The organism is Paenibacillus sp. NPDC058367, assembly GCF_042723305.1.
Taxonomy (GTDB): Bacteria; Bacillota; Bacilli; order Paenibacillales; family Paenibacillaceae; genus Paenibacillus_AQ.
The window spans coordinates 1,180,828-1,198,311 of sequence record NZ_JBHXIZ010000001.1; the positions used below are offsets into that span (position 1 = coordinate 1,180,828).

General features: G+C 43.7%; 14 protein-coding genes. 3 read left to right on the forward strand and 11 right to left on the reverse strand.

Annotated features, from left to right (window positions below; translation table 11 throughout):
* Positions 1–83: 83 nt before the first annotated feature.
* From ACFWMP_RS05285 to ACFWMP_RS05295, 3 genes are read right to left on the reverse strand one after another with little or no spacing between them, the layout of a single operon-like run.
* Entirely contained in the window at positions 84–914 is an 831-nt protein-coding gene (locus ACFWMP_RS05285) for a sugar ABC transporter permease (RefSeq protein WP_379422373.1), read from the reverse strand.
* Positions 915–2,237, reverse strand: coding sequence for a carbohydrate ABC transporter permease (locus tag ACFWMP_RS05290; protein WP_379422375.1), 1,323 nt, complete (start codon positions 2,235–2,237; stop codon positions 915–917).
* A 28-nt stretch (positions 2,238–2,265) separates the two neighbouring features.
* Positions 2,266–3,489 (reverse strand): extracellular solute-binding protein, encoded by a 1,224-nt coding sequence (locus tag ACFWMP_RS05295; protein ID WP_379422377.1) that lies wholly within the window; start codon positions 3,487–3,489, stop codon positions 2,266–2,268.
* A 161-nt stretch (positions 3,490–3,650) separates the two neighbouring features.
* Here ACFWMP_RS05295 and ACFWMP_RS05300 point away from each other — a divergent pair, with 161 nt between their 5' ends.
* Positions 3,651–4,538, forward strand: coding sequence for an AraC family transcriptional regulator (locus ACFWMP_RS05300; protein ID WP_379422379.1), 888 nt, complete (start codon positions 3,651–3,653; stop codon positions 4,536–4,538).
* A 91-nt stretch (positions 4,539–4,629) separates the two neighbouring features.
* The gene (locus tag ACFWMP_RS05305) at positions 4,630–6,624 is read left to right on the forward strand and encodes a glycoside hydrolase family 31 protein (protein WP_379422381.1); all 1,995 of its coding nucleotides are present in this window, start codon (positions 4,630–4,632) and stop codon (positions 6,622–6,624) included.
* 155 nt (positions 6,625–6,779) lie between these two features.
* Here the strand turns inward: ACFWMP_RS05305 and ACFWMP_RS05310 are convergent, their stop codons facing one another.
* Genes ACFWMP_RS05310 through ACFWMP_RS05320 form a run of 3 tightly spaced genes read right to left on the reverse strand, consistent with a single transcriptional unit; the run spans position 6,780 to position 9,821 of the window.
* Positions 6,780–7,784 carry a FecCD family ABC transporter permease gene (locus ACFWMP_RS05310; protein WP_379422383.1) on the reverse strand — a complete coding sequence of 335 codons (1,005 nt, stop codon included), beginning with the start codon at positions 7,782–7,784 and terminating at the stop codon, positions 6,780–6,782.
* A complete protein-coding gene (locus ACFWMP_RS05315; RefSeq protein ID WP_379422385.1) occupies positions 7,771–8,787 on the reverse strand; it encodes a FecCD family ABC transporter permease in 1,017 nt (338 codons plus the stop codon). The genes ACFWMP_RS05310 and ACFWMP_RS05315 overlap by 14 nt, the downstream gene beginning before the upstream one ends.
* Positions 8,788–8,825: 38 nt before the next feature.
* Positions 8,826–9,821, reverse strand: a complete 996-nt coding sequence (locus ACFWMP_RS05320; protein WP_379422387.1) for an ABC transporter substrate-binding protein — start codon at positions 9,819–9,821, stop codon at positions 8,826–8,828.
* A gap of 156 nt (positions 9,822–9,977) precedes the next feature.
* On the opposite strand from ACFWMP_RS05320, the gene ACFWMP_RS05325 reads away from it, so the two are divergent.
* The gene (locus ACFWMP_RS05325; protein WP_379422389.1) at positions 9,978–10,604 is read left to right on the forward strand and encodes a TetR/AcrR family transcriptional regulator; all 627 of its coding nucleotides are present in this window, start codon (positions 9,978–9,980) and stop codon (positions 10,602–10,604) included.
* Between the two features lie 79 nt (positions 10,605–10,683).
* On the opposite strand, the gene ACFWMP_RS05330 is transcribed toward ACFWMP_RS05325, so the two are convergent.
* From ACFWMP_RS05330 to ACFWMP_RS05350, 5 genes are all read right to left on the reverse strand, one after another.
* Positions 10,684–12,594 carry a beta-N-acetylhexosaminidase gene (locus tag ACFWMP_RS05330; RefSeq protein WP_379422391.1) on the reverse strand — a complete coding sequence of 637 codons (1,911 nt, stop codon included), beginning with the start codon at positions 12,592–12,594 and terminating at the stop codon, positions 10,684–10,686.
* Between the two features lie 62 nt (positions 12,595–12,656).
* Positions 12,657–13,517: a carbohydrate ABC transporter permease gene (locus tag ACFWMP_RS05335; RefSeq protein ID WP_042193549.1), complete on the reverse strand. Its 861-nt coding sequence runs from the start codon at positions 13,515–13,517 to the stop codon at positions 12,657–12,659.
* 56 nt (positions 13,518–13,573) lie between these two features.
* A complete protein-coding gene (locus ACFWMP_RS05340) occupies positions 13,574–14,446 on the reverse strand; it encodes a carbohydrate ABC transporter permease (protein WP_042186574.1) in 873 nt (290 codons plus the stop codon).
* A gap of 32 nt (positions 14,447–14,478) precedes the next feature.
* On the reverse strand, positions 14,479–15,810 hold the full coding sequence (locus tag ACFWMP_RS05345; protein WP_076283303.1) for an extracellular solute-binding protein: 1,332 nt from the start codon (positions 15,808–15,810) through the stop codon (positions 14,479–14,481).
* A gap of 105 nt (positions 15,811–15,915) precedes the next feature.
* Positions 15,916–17,460 (reverse strand): response regulator transcription factor, encoded by a 1,545-nt coding sequence (locus tag ACFWMP_RS05350; protein WP_379422394.1) that lies wholly within the window; start codon positions 17,458–17,460, stop codon positions 15,916–15,918.
* Positions 17,461–17,484 lie beyond the last annotated feature (24 nt).

Genomic DNA, 17,484 nt, shown 5'->3' on the forward strand with positions numbered 1-17,484 from the left:
ATCAGCAAAAAGACACCCGATCAAACAAAACCGGGTGTCTTTCATTTTGAAAAATCTCTATCGAATAATCCTCGCAACGAGTTTTATCCTTTTACAGAACCACTTGTGATTCCTTCAACATAATATTGCTGCAATTTCATAAACAGGATTGAAATCGGAAGCGCAATCAAGACGCAACCCGCAGCAAAAGCCATATAATTGGAATTGGAGCTGGACCGGGTCATCATAGAATATAAACCAATCGCAACGGTATACTTCTCAATATTATCTCCCATAATCACTTTTGCAAAGATAAAGTCCATCCAAGGCCCGGTAAACGACATCAGAATAGTGTAGACGATAATCGGTTTAGACAACGGCAATGTAATGCGTGTAAAAATATTGAATTTCGTCGCCCCATCAATCATCGCCGATTCATCCACGGAATGAGGTATGGTATCAAAAAAACCTTTGGCGATATAAAAACTCAAAGCCGCGCCGGAAGAATATACGAAAGTTAGCGCCCATAGGCTTTGCGTTAGGTCCATCGATTTTAAAATATAATAGATTGCGATCATACTCATAAAACCGGGAAACATATTAAGGACCAAGGCTATTTTTAAAATCTTCTTCCGAAATTTAAATCTTAACCGGGATAAAGTATAGGCCATGGAAACTGTAATAATGGTGCTTAAAATACAAGTAGCGATGGAGACAAATAATGTATTCAAAAACCACTGTAAAAACGGATAATTATCGTTCGTAAACAGATATTTATAATTATTTAATGTATACGTTTTCGGGAAAATATACGATACAAAACGTCCGCCTTCTTCCCGAAAAGAGGTTAACACAATCCAAATGATCGGAAACAGCCATAATAGAGCGATTAAGCTTAATATGACTTGTCCTACAATGCCTTTTCCCTTTTGCATTTAGAATTCCCCCTCTGACTTGAAGGCTTTGGATCGCGTATACATAATCATCGAAAAGGTTGCACTTAAGACAAAAGTTAATATACCGATGACGGACGCTAGGTTATAATCCGCTTTCTCCACCGTAAGTTTGTAGAGCCATGTCACGAGCAAATCGGTGCTTCCCGCCCCATAATAATTGCTGTTCGCCGGTCCACCGTCCGTCAGTAGATAGATCACATTGAAGTTATTGATATTTCCAATAAACTGTTGAATTAAATTAGGCGTCATTACGAAGATTAGAGTGGGCATCGTAATTTTCTTAAAAATTTGAAAGACAGAAGCACCATCGATTCGGGCCGCTTCGATTTGATCTTCCGGCAGATTCATAATCACCCCGGTAGCAATCAACATGTACACAGGGATTCCGATCCACATATTAATCAAAATAACAAAGACTTTAGCTAACAAAGGATCGATCAGGAATGGAATCGGCGAATGAATAAGTCCAATGTTTAGCAGCCATTCGTTAACCGGTCCGGAGGTGTGAAACAGATTTCTCATGATTAATAATGACACGAATTGCGGTACCGCTATGGTTAATACGAAGACGGAACGGTATAGCTTTTTCCAACGAATCGTCTTTTTCTGAATAAACATTGCCAATAATATTCCGAATATAAAACAAGTTAAGGTGGCCAAAACAGCCCAGACAATCGTCCATGTTAGAACAGGTAGAAAAGTCTCGGACATTCGACCGGTCAGGATATTTTCAAAGTTTTTAAACCCTACCCAGGTAAACAGATTTTTCGGTGGAAGATTCGTATGATCAAAGCTAGTAAAAGCGATAGAGATCATATATACCAAAGGCATGATTGTAAACAAGAGCACCCCGATACCCGGAATACTTAACAAGGTAATATGAAAACGGCTGTCCAATAAGCTTCTTAAATCCTCTTTGAGATTGGGAATGGGCTGTTGCTTTAACACCAGTTGAGCAAGAGATTTCATACTCCGGATATAGCTGATGAAAAAGCAGATAAACACGATTATCGTTATTAATGCGACAATCCCGTAAATCAGCAGCAGCATGGAGTTATCCCCTTGAACCAACCGTTCAATACCTAGCTCCTTATCGAATATCCAGCCTTGTTGCTCAGTACCCAAGTGATTTAAGCCCAGAAGATTCTGAACACCAGCTGTTCCCATAAAGAAAATGACCAGAATTTCAAGGAGAAAAAAGAGCAGGCCTTTCATAACCTGCCCATGGATGACGTGGTAAAGCCCCATTATCGCAAATGAAAGTTTATACATGATGTTTTTTTCTACATTAGGTTTTGGCATAGTTCTCTAAGCCCTCCACATGCGCATGTTATTTGGAAACATCCGTAACTAAATCATCAAGTTTTTGCTGCATCTCGTTTTCCTTGATCTTCCCCGCATATGCATCGTTGATCAGTGGGCTAGCTTGAGTCCAGAACGCTGCGACTTCCGGGATTTTCGGCATCACGACGGAATGGTCTTCTTGTGACATGATGGCCACAGCTTGACCCACAGCATCATTTTTAACATCTTCCGTTTCTTGCGCGTTACTGTTACTAGGAATAATCCCCGTTAATTTGAATCGCTTCAGTTGATTTTCTTCGCTAATTAAATAATTGGCTAAAGCCATTGCTTCCAGTGGAGCCTTCGTCGCAGCCTTTACAGCAAATAACTTCACACCTTGGAATGCATACATTTGTTTGGATCCACTTCCAAAATCAGCTGTCGGGTATGGAGCGACTCCCAGATTTTCTCCTAAACTGGCCAAGTCCTTTTTGTTCCAAGGACCTCCAATGGCGGCCGCAATTTTGCCATCCAGCATACTGCTCACCATGTCGTCCTTAACATGTACCACATTAGGGTTAGCCTTCAAATTACGAATCCACTTTAGAACTTCCAGACCATGCTCGTCGTTAAAGGTAGTGCCTTGTGGATCCTCCCCATTTTCCCCATAAAGATAGGAGCCGTTGGCTACAAAAAAGGGAGCAATTTGATAATCCGCAATAGATTCCGAGAGGTTCATCCCGATTTTTCCTTTTTGTGTCAAGCCTTCAAACGTTCGGATGTCCTCTTCCGTAAGGATGGACTTGTTATAATAAAGAACGCCGGTTTCTACCCCGTATGGGTAGGCATATAGATCTCCGTTGTAAATAGCGCCCTCTATGGAGGCAGGTGTCATGGCTGCCTTTATTTCGTCTGCATACTTGGTGTTTTTATAAATGGAGCCTGACTCCACCAACTGCCCCAAGTGGTCATGAGGAAGCATAAATATATCGGCAGCGGCTTCCGGATCGTTTTTGACATATTCTTGAGCTTTCATCGAATCCGAAACGACAACTTCAATTTCATATTTTTTATCACTGTTTTCTTTGGCGAAGGCTTCGGCCATCTCTCTCGTTTGGGAAACGGATTCTTCATCCACCCACACTTTTAACACGACAGGTACGCTCTCAGCATCCTTTGAAGCACCCGAATTTGAGGTGTCTCCACAACCAGCTAACAGCAAAATAAGACCGATAACTCCCACATAGAACAATCCGTTTTTCATTTTCATTATTTTCCCCCCTTGAAGAATGAGCCTCGATAAAAGATTATCTAAGCGTTTTCAAAAATAAAAAACTAATTTATAGTATTTAGTATAGTGTCTATAATTGATAACCTTTTTAATATATTGTCTTGAATCTATTCAAATATTGTCATCGGAGGTAGCAACGCATGAGGGGTCATCCGATAATCAGTGAGGAATTTAAGGAACAGGTTCAGCATGGAAACGAAGATTTCCAATTACAGCTTTATAGAGAAGTAGAATATTACGAAAATGGCTTGATTTTTTATAATCATTGGCATGAAGAAGCGGAGATCCTTTATGTGATCGATGGGGAATTGGAACTGGTGGTTGACGGGAGATCCATTTTTGCTAAGAAAAATACGGTAATTTTAATTCCACCGAATCTCTTGCATGTTGCCTATCAATATCAGGGGGAAAAATGCCGCTTTTCATCCATCGTGTTTCATTCGGATTTTATCTCCAGTAAAATCGAGGATAGGATTCAAATAACACAATTGAACCCATTTTTTGAAAATACGTTTATCTCCTCTTATGTCATAACTCACAGCGACCGAAATGGTGAGATCGTCAAGCAGTTGTTGAGTGAGTTCGAGCGATGCTATCTGGGGGATCAACCTTATAGGGAGCTTTTATTAAAAGGGTATCTGTGCCAGATTCTATTTCATCTTCTTCAAAAAGAGGAGATCCACAATGTAAAGTCCGCTACGGATTATCTGAACGAGGTACGAAAGAAGAAAATCATTACCTTTATCGAGGACAACTATCAGAATTCGCTTAGCTTAAACGATCTAGCTAACGTAGTTTCCTTAAGTAAAGAACAATTTTGCCGTTTTTTTAAACAATCCTTTCGCTCAACACCCATTCATTACTTAAATCGGCATCGTATAAATCGCGCCATGGATTTGTTAAAGCGAACCCATTTATCGATTATAGATATCGCTATGGAGGTGGGCTTTGACAGCGGCAACCATTTCGCCATCGCTTTTAAAAAGACAACGGACATGACGCCGAGCCAATTTCGAAAAATGACATGATATTAATGAAAATTGACATGAATGTAAACGTCCCCTTCCCAAATAAAAACTACAATGATCTTAATTCGATCGTTAGGAGGACTAGAACATCATGTCATTTTTTTCGATAGGCGAGAACTATTTGGAATATCGTAACGGAGGAGAAACCCTTCGGATCATGGGATGGGGAGTAAATAGCCTAAGGGTGATCTCCGTACCGAGCGGACCGCTGGACCTTACAAGCAGCGCATTGCTTCCCCAATCCACAAAGGCTACGATCACGGTGGGTGAGGAAATTGCTCAGATAGTGAATGGAAATATTTCTGCCGTTATTGATTCGAGAGGTTGGAATAGTGCGGCGGTTATCACTTTCTTCAATGACAAACAAGAAGTCATTTTAAAAGAAATCGACGGCGGTGGTGCTTTGATTCGTAAAGCTCGCCATTTCAAACCCCATATTGGTGGCGACTTTCGTTTAAAGGCAACCTTTGAAGCCAGCTCAGAGGAAAAGATCTATGGGATGGGGCAATATCAGCAAGATATTTTGGATCTAAAAGGCTGTAATATCGAACTTGCCCACCGAAATTCTCAGGCCTCCATCCCCTTTTACGTGTCCAGTCTCGGTTACGGTTTCTTTTGGCATAACCCTGCCATAGGCAGTGTTTCCTTTGGAAAGAACACAACCGAATGGCGGGCCGATAGTACGAAAAGATTGGACTACTGGATTACGGTCGGTGATACGCCAGCCATGATTGAAGAACAATATAGCGCAGTAACAGGTCGTTCCCCGATGATGCCGGAATACGGACTGGGCTTTTGGCAATGCAAATTACGGTATTATAACCAGGAGCAAGTGCTTGATGTTGCACGGGAATACCATCGTCTTCAAATTCCGGTCGATGTGTTTGTAATTGACTATTATCATTGGCCACGCTGCGGAGATTTCCGCTTTGATGAATATTTGTTTCCTGATCCCCAGTCCATGGTGGATGAGCTGCGTTCTTACGGAATGGAAGTTATGGTTTCTGTATGGCCCCAAGTGGATTGGCGTAGTGAAAACTTCGAAGAAATGTACAGAAAAGGATTGCTGGTTCAAACGGAACACGGCTTAAATGTACAAATGAGCTTTCAAGGGAACAATGTCTTTTTTGATGCCACAAACCCTAAAGCCCGGGAATATGTCTGGCAAAAGTGCCAGGAGAACTATGGGAAATACGGCATTAAGCTGTTTTGGCTAGATGAAGCGGAACCGGAATTCAGCACCTATGACTATGACAATTATCGTTATTATGCCGGCAGCGTCCTTCAACAAGGGAACTTATATCCTAGGGAATTTGCCAAAGGGTTCTATGAAGGTCAACAAGCTAACGGGCAAAGGGATGTCTTAAATCTGGTAAGGTGCGCTTGGGCAGGAAGCCAGAGATTCGGAGCGTTAATCTGGTCTGGAGATATTCATTCTACGTATCAGGATTTCCGGAATCAAATTGTAGCGGGTTTACAAATGGGGTTATCGGGGATTCCTTGGTGGACAACCGATATTGGTGGATTTCATGGCGGAAATATTCATGACAAAGATTTTCAAGAATTGCTTATTCGGTGGTTCCAATTCGGCGCCTTTTGTCCCGTGATGAGACTCCATGGTAATCGTCTTCCAAGGGAGCCATTGTACAAAGCTGGTGGAGAGGTAACGGAAGGCACTGGAGCCTCTAATGAAATATGGAGTTATGGGGAAGAGAATTATTCGATCATGAAGAAGTTTATTATGATTCGTGAATTGATGCGAAATTACACGCGCGAGCTTATGGAACAAGCACATATAACAGGAGCGCCAGTGATGCGTACGATGTTCTACGAGTTTCCTGAAGATAATGAAACATGGGATTTGAATTCACAATATATGTATGGCTCGGATCTTTTAGTTGCTCCAATCGTTAAAGCTCATGCGACATCTCGCCAAGTCTACTTGCCACATGGAGCAGTCTGGACCGATGCGCGTACAGGAGAAACATTCAATGGTGGTCAATGGCTAGAAGTATTAGCTTCTATCGAAACGCTCCCTTTATTTTTACGTGATCAGAAACAATCGTATTTAATTGGGAAAGTTTAAAATTGACGAAATAAAAATACGTTTTAGTGGCTTAAAGTATAGGACTGAGCCCCAGCGTAGTGGTGCGTACTCGGCTCTAAAGTGGCATTTCCACTCCCTTAGAGCCGGCACCAAAAGCCTATGAAGCAAAAGCATGTCATTCACAGAATCTTATTTTATCCTCGTTTCCCCTGCCTGTACATTAAATATACAAAGAATGGAGCCCCTAGTATCGCTGTAAATATCCCCGCTGGTATATCCATTGGAACAAACACGGTTCTACCTATAAGATCAGCCAACAATAGCAATAAAGCGCCTATTATCGCCGAAGCAACCAAGACTACACCATTATTATTTGCTACAATTTTACGAGCGATATGAGGGGCCATTAACCCTACAAAACTAATTCCCCCTGCAATTCCTACAGCTGAACTGGCTAGAATGACGCTTAAGGCTATGAACAGGAATCTCTTCCTCTCCACACTCACTCCAACACCCGTAGCAATCTGATCACCAACTTCTAAGATGTTCAGCGTTCTAGATTGAAATAATGCGATAAGCCCGCATAAGATTACCCATGGTGCCAATACAATGACATGATTCCAAGAGGTACCATATACTGTTCCTGCCATCCAGCCTAAAGCCTGTGATACCAAATAAGTAGGTCCAGCAATGGTAAAATAAATCGTTAATGCCCCAAAAGCGGCGGAAATCGATACTCCGATCATTGCTATTCTCAGTGGTGAACTTCCATCCTTCCACGCAAGCATATACGTTAAGGCTGAAGCTGCACAGCCTCCTACCAATGCAGCCAATGGAAGCCATGCAACACTAATTTGTCCATTCATAATCGTTATGAAAGCAACTACCGCTGCTGTAGCCCCAGAAGTAGTCCCCATCAAATCAGGAGAAGCCAGTGGATTTCTTACCAACGCTTGCATAATTGTACCGGAAATAGCCATAGCTGCACCTACTAATATAGCGGCAGTTATTCGTGGTAAACGCAATTCAAATAGAATAAGCTGATATTTTGCCTCTCCCATCCTTACCAACGCTTTTATAACATCTAATACAGGCACATGTAAACTTCCGAGCCCGATGCTTAGTATAAGCGCAACAAATAAGAGAAGAGCAAGAGCTGAAATTTTTAAGGAAATGAATCGTTTACTAGATCTGGCCAAGTGTCTTCCTCCTTACGAGCACCACTACAAAAAAGACACCTAATATGGCTGTAGTAACACCTACAGGCACTTCTTTGGAATCAAGCAAAAATCGGGATAACAAATCAGCCAGCAGCAAAAAAGTTGCACCTAAGACTGCACTGTAAGGTAATACCCACCGATGATCATTTCCAATGATCCAACGTGAAATATGTGGAATCATAATGCCAACGAAACTAATGGGACCTGCTAGAGCAACACTTCCTCCCGCCAATATGACCACCACCAATATCGTTACCACTCTAATCCATGCCATACGTTGTCCAAGCCCTGTTGCCACATCATCTCCCATCGCCATAATATTGAGAGAACGGCACATGAAGAGAGCAATCACCCATGCAATGAAAAAATACGGCAACATTTGTAGCGTGTGATTCATATTGCTATTGGACAAAGAGCCTGTTAACCAATACAGCGCATTTTCTAATGTTTCATTACTAATCAGCATAAATAAAGAATTCAAGGAAGAAGCAAAAGACGCCAAAGCTGATCCTGTTAATATCAGCTTTAATGGCGTCATGCCTCCCTTACCTATCATTGCAATTATGTAGATAAGACATGCTGTTATTCCCGCTCCTATAAACCCGAACCACATTAACTGAGAAAAGGAAAACACAGCACCGTACCAATATAGCATCGCCACAATTGACAACGCAGCACCTGCATTAACTCCTAATATAGAAGGAGAGGCTAACGGATTCCTTGTCATTGCTTGTAACAGGACCCCGCTGATTGCAAGGCTACAGCCTATCACAGCAGCAGTTAATGCACGAGGCACTCTCGATGTTCGGATAATAAGCTGCTCATCGCTGCCTGTAAATGATGAATACGACCCAATCACTGTAGCAAAATCAAAGCTTTTCAATCCAAACAAAACACTTGCAGCAGCTGCTAAGATAAGCAGAAACACTGCTGCAACGAATCCTAAAGCTTTTCTTTTGTCACTCGACAAAAGAGAGTTCATTGCTTGCCTCCCCCTCTTTTTATAAGAAATAGTCCATTTTAAATTTGAATATTTTCAAAGTATTTTTCAATGTCTGCAATTAATAGTTTAGCAGCAATTATTCCACCAGCTGAATTCCAGATCGCCTCATCTACTTGATAGCTCTGTCCATTTTTATTAATATTCATATTTTGTGCTATAGGATCAGCGAGCCATTCTTTTGCCGTATCAGAAGCAGCGGTTTCACCACTACGATCTGATGCAAAATAGAACAATACATCACCATCTAGAACACTAATTTGTTCCTTCGTAATTTCTTCAGCGAATTCTTCTTTATTTTGAGCTTCTGTTCTCGCAAATCCCAACTGGTCAAGAACAATACCAGCAAAATTTTGCTTGTAGTATACTCTAGCTTTACCTGCTTGGAAGCGAGCAAGTGATACTTCTAATTTCGTTTTGTCTCCAAGTCTAGCAGAAGCCTCAGCAATCAAATTGTCGTAATCAGCAAGAACCTTTTGACCTTCTGCTTCTAAATTCAATGCTTTAGCGTATAAAGTGAAATTCTCAATCATGCTATCCCCAAGATTTTCAGTCATTACTGTTGGTGCAATTGCCTTTAATTGCTCGTAAATCGCCTCTTGTCTGACCTTCGTGCCTAGAATCAAATCCGGCTGTAAGCTAGCGATCAGCTCGAGATTCGGTTGCGTCTCATCCCCTAAAATTTCTACGCCCTCCATTTGATCTTTAATATGATCATACCAAGGATCTCCAATCCAGGATTGAACAGCTCCTATTGGTTTGATTCCTAATTCTAATAATGTCTCAGTACCTTGTGTCGTTAATACAACAACTCTTTTAGGTGTGCCAGTAATCTCTGTCTCTCCCATGGCATGGATAATCTTTCTTATTTCCGTAGCCGCAGTGGGTTCCAGCGTTGGCGCATTTGCAGTTTCATCTGAATTAGCTGCATTGCTTCCACAAGCTGTTAATATCGTTAAGATCATAATCATTAAGGCCGATGCAAGCATTTTTGGTGATACTTTAAACTTTTTCACAATCTCACTCCTAATTTTCAATTCTAATAATGAATATCATTATCAATACCATATCAAAAAAATTTATCACTTTCCCGATGCGCATACGGTTCTGCAAATGTTACAATTGTAACATTATTATAGTTTGCACCTCATAGCAATAGATGGCTTACGAAAATGGACAGAATGAAGGAAGTGTTACATATAGATAATTTCATCGAAGGACAAGTGAAATCAAAAGAATGGATTACCCTCTCATTGCTCTATCTTATGGAAACTAAAGCTTATTCTGAGATCAAAATTACGGAGATTGCCAAAAAGTCTGGTTTGGCCAGACAAACGATTTATCGCAATTATCCAGATAAAGATGATATTTTATATGAGTATTTATGTCATCAATATAATTTCTTTGATAACGAGCTTAGCGAAGAGGAGTTGACTGAAGAAGCTGTATTTATTTCGTTTTTTCAAAAGTGGAAAGAATACACAACATACCCGCTATTTCTAAATATTCAACTGTCCGATCGTAAAATTAGACAAATCATTTATCGAAGTCTAGAGTATTTAATTCAAAATAAATATGTGAAGTATTTCATGTCTCCGCAATCGTCAACGAATGAACTATATGTCTATGCCTTTCGTTCCTTTGCCTCTATTTTGCATAGCATATTAATTGAATGGACTCTTCAACGCTATAAGCAATCTCCTGAGGAGATTGGCTTGCTTACCTATCAACTGACCAATTCCATACGAGAATACTGCAATCAAATTCCTGTAACCTCTCCTTCCAGGAGAGAGGAATAGATCTTACCTCAGCGTAAAAAAATAGGACAGCCACGATCAGCTGTCCTCTATCTATCTTCTTATTCTATAATTCTTCAACCTAGAATGGATTGATCACATGGTAAAAGACGTTAGGCGACGCCATGCGGTAATAATAGCTGCACCAGCCTGCACCTTTGTCGGTGAAACGGTTCGTCGTGCTATACAGCAATCGTTCCTGCTCCAGCTCCTCGATCCGTTCGAGCTTTCCGTCCGCATATTCTAACAGTCTCATGCTCGCTGTATCCAGCCGGCTTACGACGCCGCCGTAACGAATATCGAGCACCTCCCAGCCAAACGGTTTGAACATCGATAGCCATTGCTTCCGGTGTGCGGCGCGAAGATTTTGCACACCCAGCGAAATTTCGGGCAAAACATCCTCTGCAATCCGCCTAAGTACTGCCTTGTCTCCACTGTCATAAGCTCGCTTCAGCTCAAGACCGATTTCGCTCTTCTGCTTCAACACCGCACATAGCTTTTGTGGCACCTCAAACAAGTAATCTAGCTCTGCCTCAGCTTTTCTGCGGCTTGCAATTTCGCCTTCCGCCCATGCATAATGAGCCGCCATATCTAGCCCATCAATCTGTTTGTCGAACAGCCCCAGCAGTACATCCTGATACAACAGAAACTTAGACGGATTGCTCTGCTTCTGATTATTTGGTGCAGCTCCCGGTGTCTCGTCCAAATACTTCAGCCCCATGTAAGCATCCGCCTCGATGCCGGTGCAGAACCGAACGCGCTCGGCCAGCGCCTTGTCAGTCGGCGTCGACGAAGAATAAGCATGCTCCGCATAAAACTGCAAGCCGAGCAAAGCGATGTACGGATTGCTCTCCATTCCGTCATCACCCCACATCGTCGCATAAACTTCCCTGATGCCTTCCTTCTTACATACCGTCAGCGCTGCATCAGTCGCCGGCAAGGATAGCCCGTAATTGACGCCGAACGTATTGAATACCCACACAGCACCCGCAAAAATAAGATTATTACCGAGCGGCCGGTGTTTGGCGATCAATGTTTCGTAGTCCTTCTCCTCGACATGGTTATAGTCCCAGTAAACCATATCTATGTCCTTAGGAATGCGGCTCGACATGTCCTCTGATATTTGCGTCTCATGGCCATAATAATCTTCACCGTTAGCTGAAGCCAGCTTCAGGAACATATCGCTCCACATCATCGGTTTCAACCCTAAGCGTCGAGTTACTGCGAGCACCCGCTCCAGATGGCCTGTCATAATATCAAAACGGTTCATATGTCCATTGCGATCCAAAAATTTACCGCGTCCAAGCTCTTCCGCTTCATCCATGCCGATGTGGATTTTCCGGCTGCGGAACGGCGCGCTAATGCTGACAATCATATTTTCGACCAGACGATCGGTCTTCTCCGCTCCAACTAGCAACGCGCCTTTTGTATCTTTATATTCCTTTACCGGCTCCCATTTCAGAAACTCCTCCAAATGAGCCAGTGTCTGAATGCTCGGGAACGCTTCAATGCCGAATTGATCGGCGTAATCGTCGATTTCCTTCAACTCCGCCGCCGAGTAGCGGCCGCGCATATAACCGAAATAAGGCTCGCCTTCTATCTCGTAAGTGTCTTCCAAATAGAGCATGACGCTATTCAAGCCCATCAGCGCCATTTTGCGCAGCATAAACTTGAAGCTTTCAACGGTTAGCACTCCATTGCGCGATAAATCAAACATCGGACCGATTGCATCGAATTGTTGTTGCTCTGTAATTTGAAATTGCTCTCCGCCACTAATATTCTGAATCAACAGTCCCAAGCCGCGGAAGAACTGATGTTTAGCACTATAACGAATATAAGCGCTTTTACCATCATAACCCACTTCCAGTTCTCCTGAAGACGGTTCTATTAAAACGGGAATTCCATCCTCCGACCATTCTGTCTTAAGTTCGGCAAGCAGCAACTGAAGCCCTGATTGAAGCTCGCTCAATTCTCCTATAAAATGTAACTTCACTATCAATCCCTCCACAAAAATGAAATATATATAAAATTACACCAAAAACTCGATCAAGGGTGTTAACCTTTGACCGAGCCTGCTACCATGCCTTTCATAATTTGCTCTTGGAAGATCAAAAAGATGAGAATGGTTGGTATTGCAGCAATAAACATCGCGCCCATCGTTAAGCTGTAGTCCGTTCCGAATCCGTCGGAGAAGAGCGACAAACTGAGGGGCAGCGTCTTCAGCGCTTGAGAATTAATAAAGACGAGCGCGAAGGAGAAATCATTCCAAAACCTCAAAAATGCAAGAATTGTAATCGTAGCGACGATCGGCAGGGACAATGGGAAAATGATGCGTCCGAAGATTCCCCACCAGCCGTTGCCGTCGATCATCGCCGCTTCCTCTACTTCTCTCGGAATGGATACGATGTAGGACATTCCAAGGAAGATCGCAATTGGTAATTCAAATGCCGTATACGGTAGGATGAGTGACCAGTACGTATTCAGCATCCCGAGCTTGTTCATGAAAATAAACAATGGAACGAGTGTGCTATGAATTGGAATGAGCATGCCTAGCAAGAACAATCCTTTTATAACGCCACTCAACTTGAATGGGAACCGGGCAAGCACATAAGCTGCAAGCATGCCGAGCACAATGGTCAGCAGCAGTGCTGAGAGGGTAACAATTGTGGAGTTGAGCACCGCCCGGCCCATATTTCCGAGATCCCATGCCCGGGTTATATTGTCGAACTGCCAATGCTGCGGCCAGGAATAGGGACGATTGAAAAATTCCTGATTCGACTTGAATGCACTTATTCCTAACCAGTATAGCGGATACAATGTAATTATGGCATAAAATAACAGGATGATTTTCGCAATTCCGGAAATCGGCTTACGCCACAGAGAGCCTCTCATCTTCTCCGACCGAGCGTCTATCATTGCTTGCATAGCGATTCACTCCTTCATCGGCCGGGCTAACATTAGCCGACCGCCCATTAGCCGCGTCTCTTCGTGATGATATGATTTAGGCCAATGAGAACGGCGCTAATCAGAATAATCATTGTGGATACCGCAGAGCCGTAGCCGTAACGGTATACCGTAAAGGTGTTATTGTACATATATGTGGCGAGCAATTCTGTCGATTGTGCAGGACCGCCGCGCGTCATGACGATAACATGGTCGAATGCCTTCAAACTTCCAGATATGCACAGTACGATGGTTACAACAACTGTTCCCCAAATTATCGGGAGCGTCACGAAAAACAGCTTTCTCCAGGCTACCGCCCCGTCGATCTTCGCAGCATCTTCAATTTCTGAAGAGATATTTTGGAGTGCAGCGATAAAAATGATAAGATACGGGCCGATATTCGCCCAGTTAATCGGGATCGATACGGCAAACATATTGATTTTAGGGTCGTCTAGCCAAGGCCGGCGCCAAGATTCCAGTCCCAGCGTCTCCAATAATTGATTCAGCAAACCGATTTGCGGGTGATAAATATAGCCCCAGATGAGACCGACGACGACTGTAGACAGCACCATCGGGAGAAATACAGCGGAGCGCATCAACCGATTGAACATCGTGTTCTTGAGCAAGAACAATGACAGCAGCAATGCAACCGATACTTGACCTATTACTGCCGAGACAACAAGGATCAGGTTGTTTTTCAGTGCTCTCCAGAATACTGGATCCTCTAGTATCATTCGATAATTATCCAACCCGATAAGCTTAGCAGCACCGAGTCCCTTCCACTCAAAGAAACCGTAGTAAGCTGACCAAAAAATCGGGACGATCGCAAAGATGATAAAGATGAGTAGTGCAGGAAGCAGCGCCATGATGACGAAGCTTCTGCTGCGCAATGATGCAGGCATGGCGACAGCCTCCTTTACGTACTTTTGTCTGATTACTTTTTAGTCGAACGCGCTTGCGCATCCTGCAGTTTTTTAGCTACATCCTCCGGCTTACCGCCCATCATAAGCTCTTGAAGACCGTTGTTGATCACTTCGCCTGCTTCAGCAGATAAATAGGCGTCATATACCGGCGTAATTTCAGAATTCACAGCCAATTCATAAGCTTTGAAGTAAAGCGGGCTTACTTTCGACTTATCCAGTTCTACTTTGTACATAACCATTGAGTTGCTTTCTGCGATCGCCTTTTGGCCATCTGGTCCGCTTACTGCGTAGATCAGATCAAGCGCTGCCTGCTTCTGTGCGCCTTTTGTATTTTTGTTAAGCGCGAAGCCTGCGCCTGCGCCACCGGAAATCGTATTCGGTTTGCCTGCTCCACCTTCTATGCCAGGCATTGTTGTGACTTCGATAGGTGCCAACTGCTCAGGAGTTGCAGATGCTGCAAGATTCGTAAGCGACCATGCGCCGTTAATCATCATAGCTGCCTTACCTTGAATGAAGTATTGCTCTGCTTGCGTGTTGTCGATGCTGTTTGCGCCATCTTGAAACGCTTTATTGTCAACGAGCTCTTTGTACTTGCCCAAAGCGTCAATGAACACAGGATCTGTAAAAGATGCTCCATCTTGAGCTGCAGCTTTCAAGAACCATTCCGTGCCCGTCACGCGGTCAGCCAACGAACCGATAATCGTCGATTGTGCAACCCATGGCGCTTTATTGCCGAGGGCAATCGGCGTAATGCCGTTGTCGTTGAACGTTTTAATTGCAGTCATCATCTCTTCCCAAGTCGTCGGCACTTTTACACTATGCTTCTCGAAAAGATCTTTGTTATAATACATGAACGAAGTTGCTGACATACCGAGCGGCGCTGTGAAAATTTGTCCTTTTTCAAACTCATAGCGGTCGAATGCACCTGCCAAGAAACTGTTCTTCCATTCTGGGTATTTATCCATCAACTCTGTAATCGGTTGAAGCTTACCGGCATCATAGAACTCTTGGGATTGGCTGCCCGCATATACGAAAAATACGTCTGGCATTTCATTTGCCGCAGCCACCGTGCTTAGGCGTTGACGATAACCGTCAACCGGGATCGCTTGCGCGTCTACCTCAACGTCTGGATGCTCCTCTTTATACTTGTCGATCAGGTCTCTAACCGCTTTGGCACGAAGGTCGTCACCCGCGAAGTTATGCCATATTGAAATTTTCGTTTTTTCTTCAGAGCTTTTGTTGTCTCCATTGCTCTGCTCTTTTTTTCCGCTATTGTTGCAAGCGGTTGCCAAAAGGGCAATCATCAAGATAATTGTCGTTACAAACGCAAGTCTCTTCTTCATTCAAATATTCCCCCTTTAGTGATAACCCTAGTATAGATAAGACAGACGAGAAGTCGTAGGGGGGAAAGTTAAGCCCATACGGGGGATATTTTCACCTTCGTCTATTCATTTTGAACGATATTGCGAAGGGGTTTCGCCACTGTAACGCTTAAACAGCTGGTTAAAATGCTTCATATCCTCGTAACCTACCCGCTTAGCGATCTCACTTACCTTCGCTGGCGTTTCCTTCAACAAACGGCTAGCCCATTCCATTCTCGCCTCAGTTACATACTCAATATAGTTCTTACCTGTTTCCTGTTTAAACAGCTTGCTAAAATAGTTCGGATTCATATGTACGCATGCCGCTACCTGCGCCAAAGACAAGCTGTCTGCAAGATGCTCGCGGATATAGGCTACAGTTCGGTCAATGGCTTCATTCCGGCTGCCATTTAATCGTTCATACTGCGCATGGATTGCAAGCAGCATCTGCTGCAAAGTTTCTTCTGGATTCGCAGTAAGCAGCTTTATGTCCAGCTGTTCAATCTGTGGAAGCTTTGGCATCGATTGACCAACGGATGCTGCTGCACGCTCTAGCCAGCGGTACCCCCCAACAATCAAGGAATGCAAATACGCTTGAACGGAACAAGGCGTCGCTTCCGCATCCTGTCTAATGCTCTCCAGTTCACCTTTAATCCACTGCTGTACGACTTCTCGGCTCCCGCTTCTCAGAACGGCGGTTAGCTTACTCTCCACTTCTTCCGTACAAACGGTCCGCATTCCTTTCCGGTCTTTAATATCCTCATAGGCCAGCATTCTTGCTTCCTCTGCCAACCAGCGGTACGAGGCGGTATGTTCGGCGGTGCGAAGTGACTCCCTAAGTTCTGCCAAATTGCTGGCCCATACACCGCATGCTGCAAAAAAAGGCTGGCTATAAACGCGCTCCGCCCGCTCCATCGACGCCTTAACCAATCGCTTCGCGCCCGGCTGCCCCCTGCGGAAAATAAGCAGCCATCCATAGTCCCAATCCAGAATGACACAGCCAAGTGAATCCCTAATCATCGCAGCCGCCTCATTCATTTCACTTTCCGTCTCCTCCTTCATTGTCAGTGGATAAGCAGATGTCACTAGCCATAGCTCTAGCTTCTCCATATCCGATCCGAGCCTCAGCTCAGGATAATAGATCAACAGTTCCTCACTTTCACGCTCCGTCAGGAGATTGTCCCCGCGAAGAAACCGATCCAGTTGCTTCCAACGGTATGCCGTTTGATGGATGGCGCCTTGATGATCAGCCTCCCGTCTATTGACGATACGCTGCTTCACGCGCATAACCGCAGTCATAATATCGCCAGGACGGCTATTTTTAAGCAAATAATCACTTATTCCTTCCCGCATCGCTTGCTGTGCATATGCAAAATCATCGAATCCAGACAATATAACAATTTCAATGTAAGGACAATTCCGCTTAACCTCGCGAGACAATTCCAATCCCGTCATTCCCGTCATCCGAATATCGGTTAGAATGATGTCAGGACACTCTATCGGAATGCGCATCAGCGCTTCCTCCGCGGAAGCAGCCGGCGCGAGCAGCTCAATGCCATTCTCTTCCCATTTAATAACCGTGCTAAGGCCGGTCCTAATAATGACTTCGTCATCTACAATTAACAGCTTCATGTACAGATTCTCCTTCCTTCCCAC

Excerpts from the sequence above, each read along its gene's own strand:
- ACFWMP_RS05290 (WP_379422375.1), bottom strand. The coding sequence starts at position 2,237 with ATGCCAAAACCTAATGTAGAAAAAAACATCATGTATAAACTTTCATTT.
- ACFWMP_RS05350 (WP_379422394.1), bottom strand. The coding sequence starts at position 17,460 with ATGAAGCTGTTAATTGTAGATGACGAAGTCATTATTAGGACCGGCCTT.
- ACFWMP_RS05340 (WP_042186574.1), bottom strand. The coding sequence starts at position 14,446 with ATGCCTGCATCATTGCGCAGCAGAAGCTTCGTCATCATGGCGCTGCTT.
- ACFWMP_RS05285 (WP_379422373.1), bottom strand. The coding sequence starts at position 914 with ATGCAAAAGGGAAAAGGCATTGTAGGACAAGTCATATTAAGCTTAATC.
- ACFWMP_RS05345 (WP_076283303.1), bottom strand. The coding sequence starts at position 15,810 with ATGAAGAAGAGACTTGCGTTTGTAACGACAATTATCTTGATGATTGCC.
- ACFWMP_RS05295 (WP_379422377.1), bottom strand. The coding sequence starts at position 3,489 with ATGAAAATGAAAAACGGATTGTTCTATGTGGGAGTTATCGGTCTTATT.
- ACFWMP_RS05335 (WP_042193549.1), bottom strand. The coding sequence starts at position 13,517 with ATGATAGACGCTCGGTCGGAGAAGATGAGAGGCTCTCTGTGGCGTAAG.
- ACFWMP_RS05305 (WP_379422381.1), top strand. The coding sequence starts at position 4,630 with ATGTCATTTTTTTCGATAGGCGAGAACTATTTGGAATATCGTAACGGA.
- ACFWMP_RS05325 (WP_379422389.1), top strand. The coding sequence starts at position 9,978 with ATGGACAGAATGAAGGAAGTGTTACATATAGATAATTTCATCGAAGGA.
- ACFWMP_RS05300 (WP_379422379.1), top strand. The coding sequence starts at position 3,651 with ATGAGGGGTCATCCGATAATCAGTGAGGAATTTAAGGAACAGGTTCAG.
- ACFWMP_RS05315 (WP_379422385.1), bottom strand. The coding sequence starts at position 8,787 with ATGAACTCTCTTTTGTCGAGTGACAAAAGAAAAGCTTTAGGATTCGTT.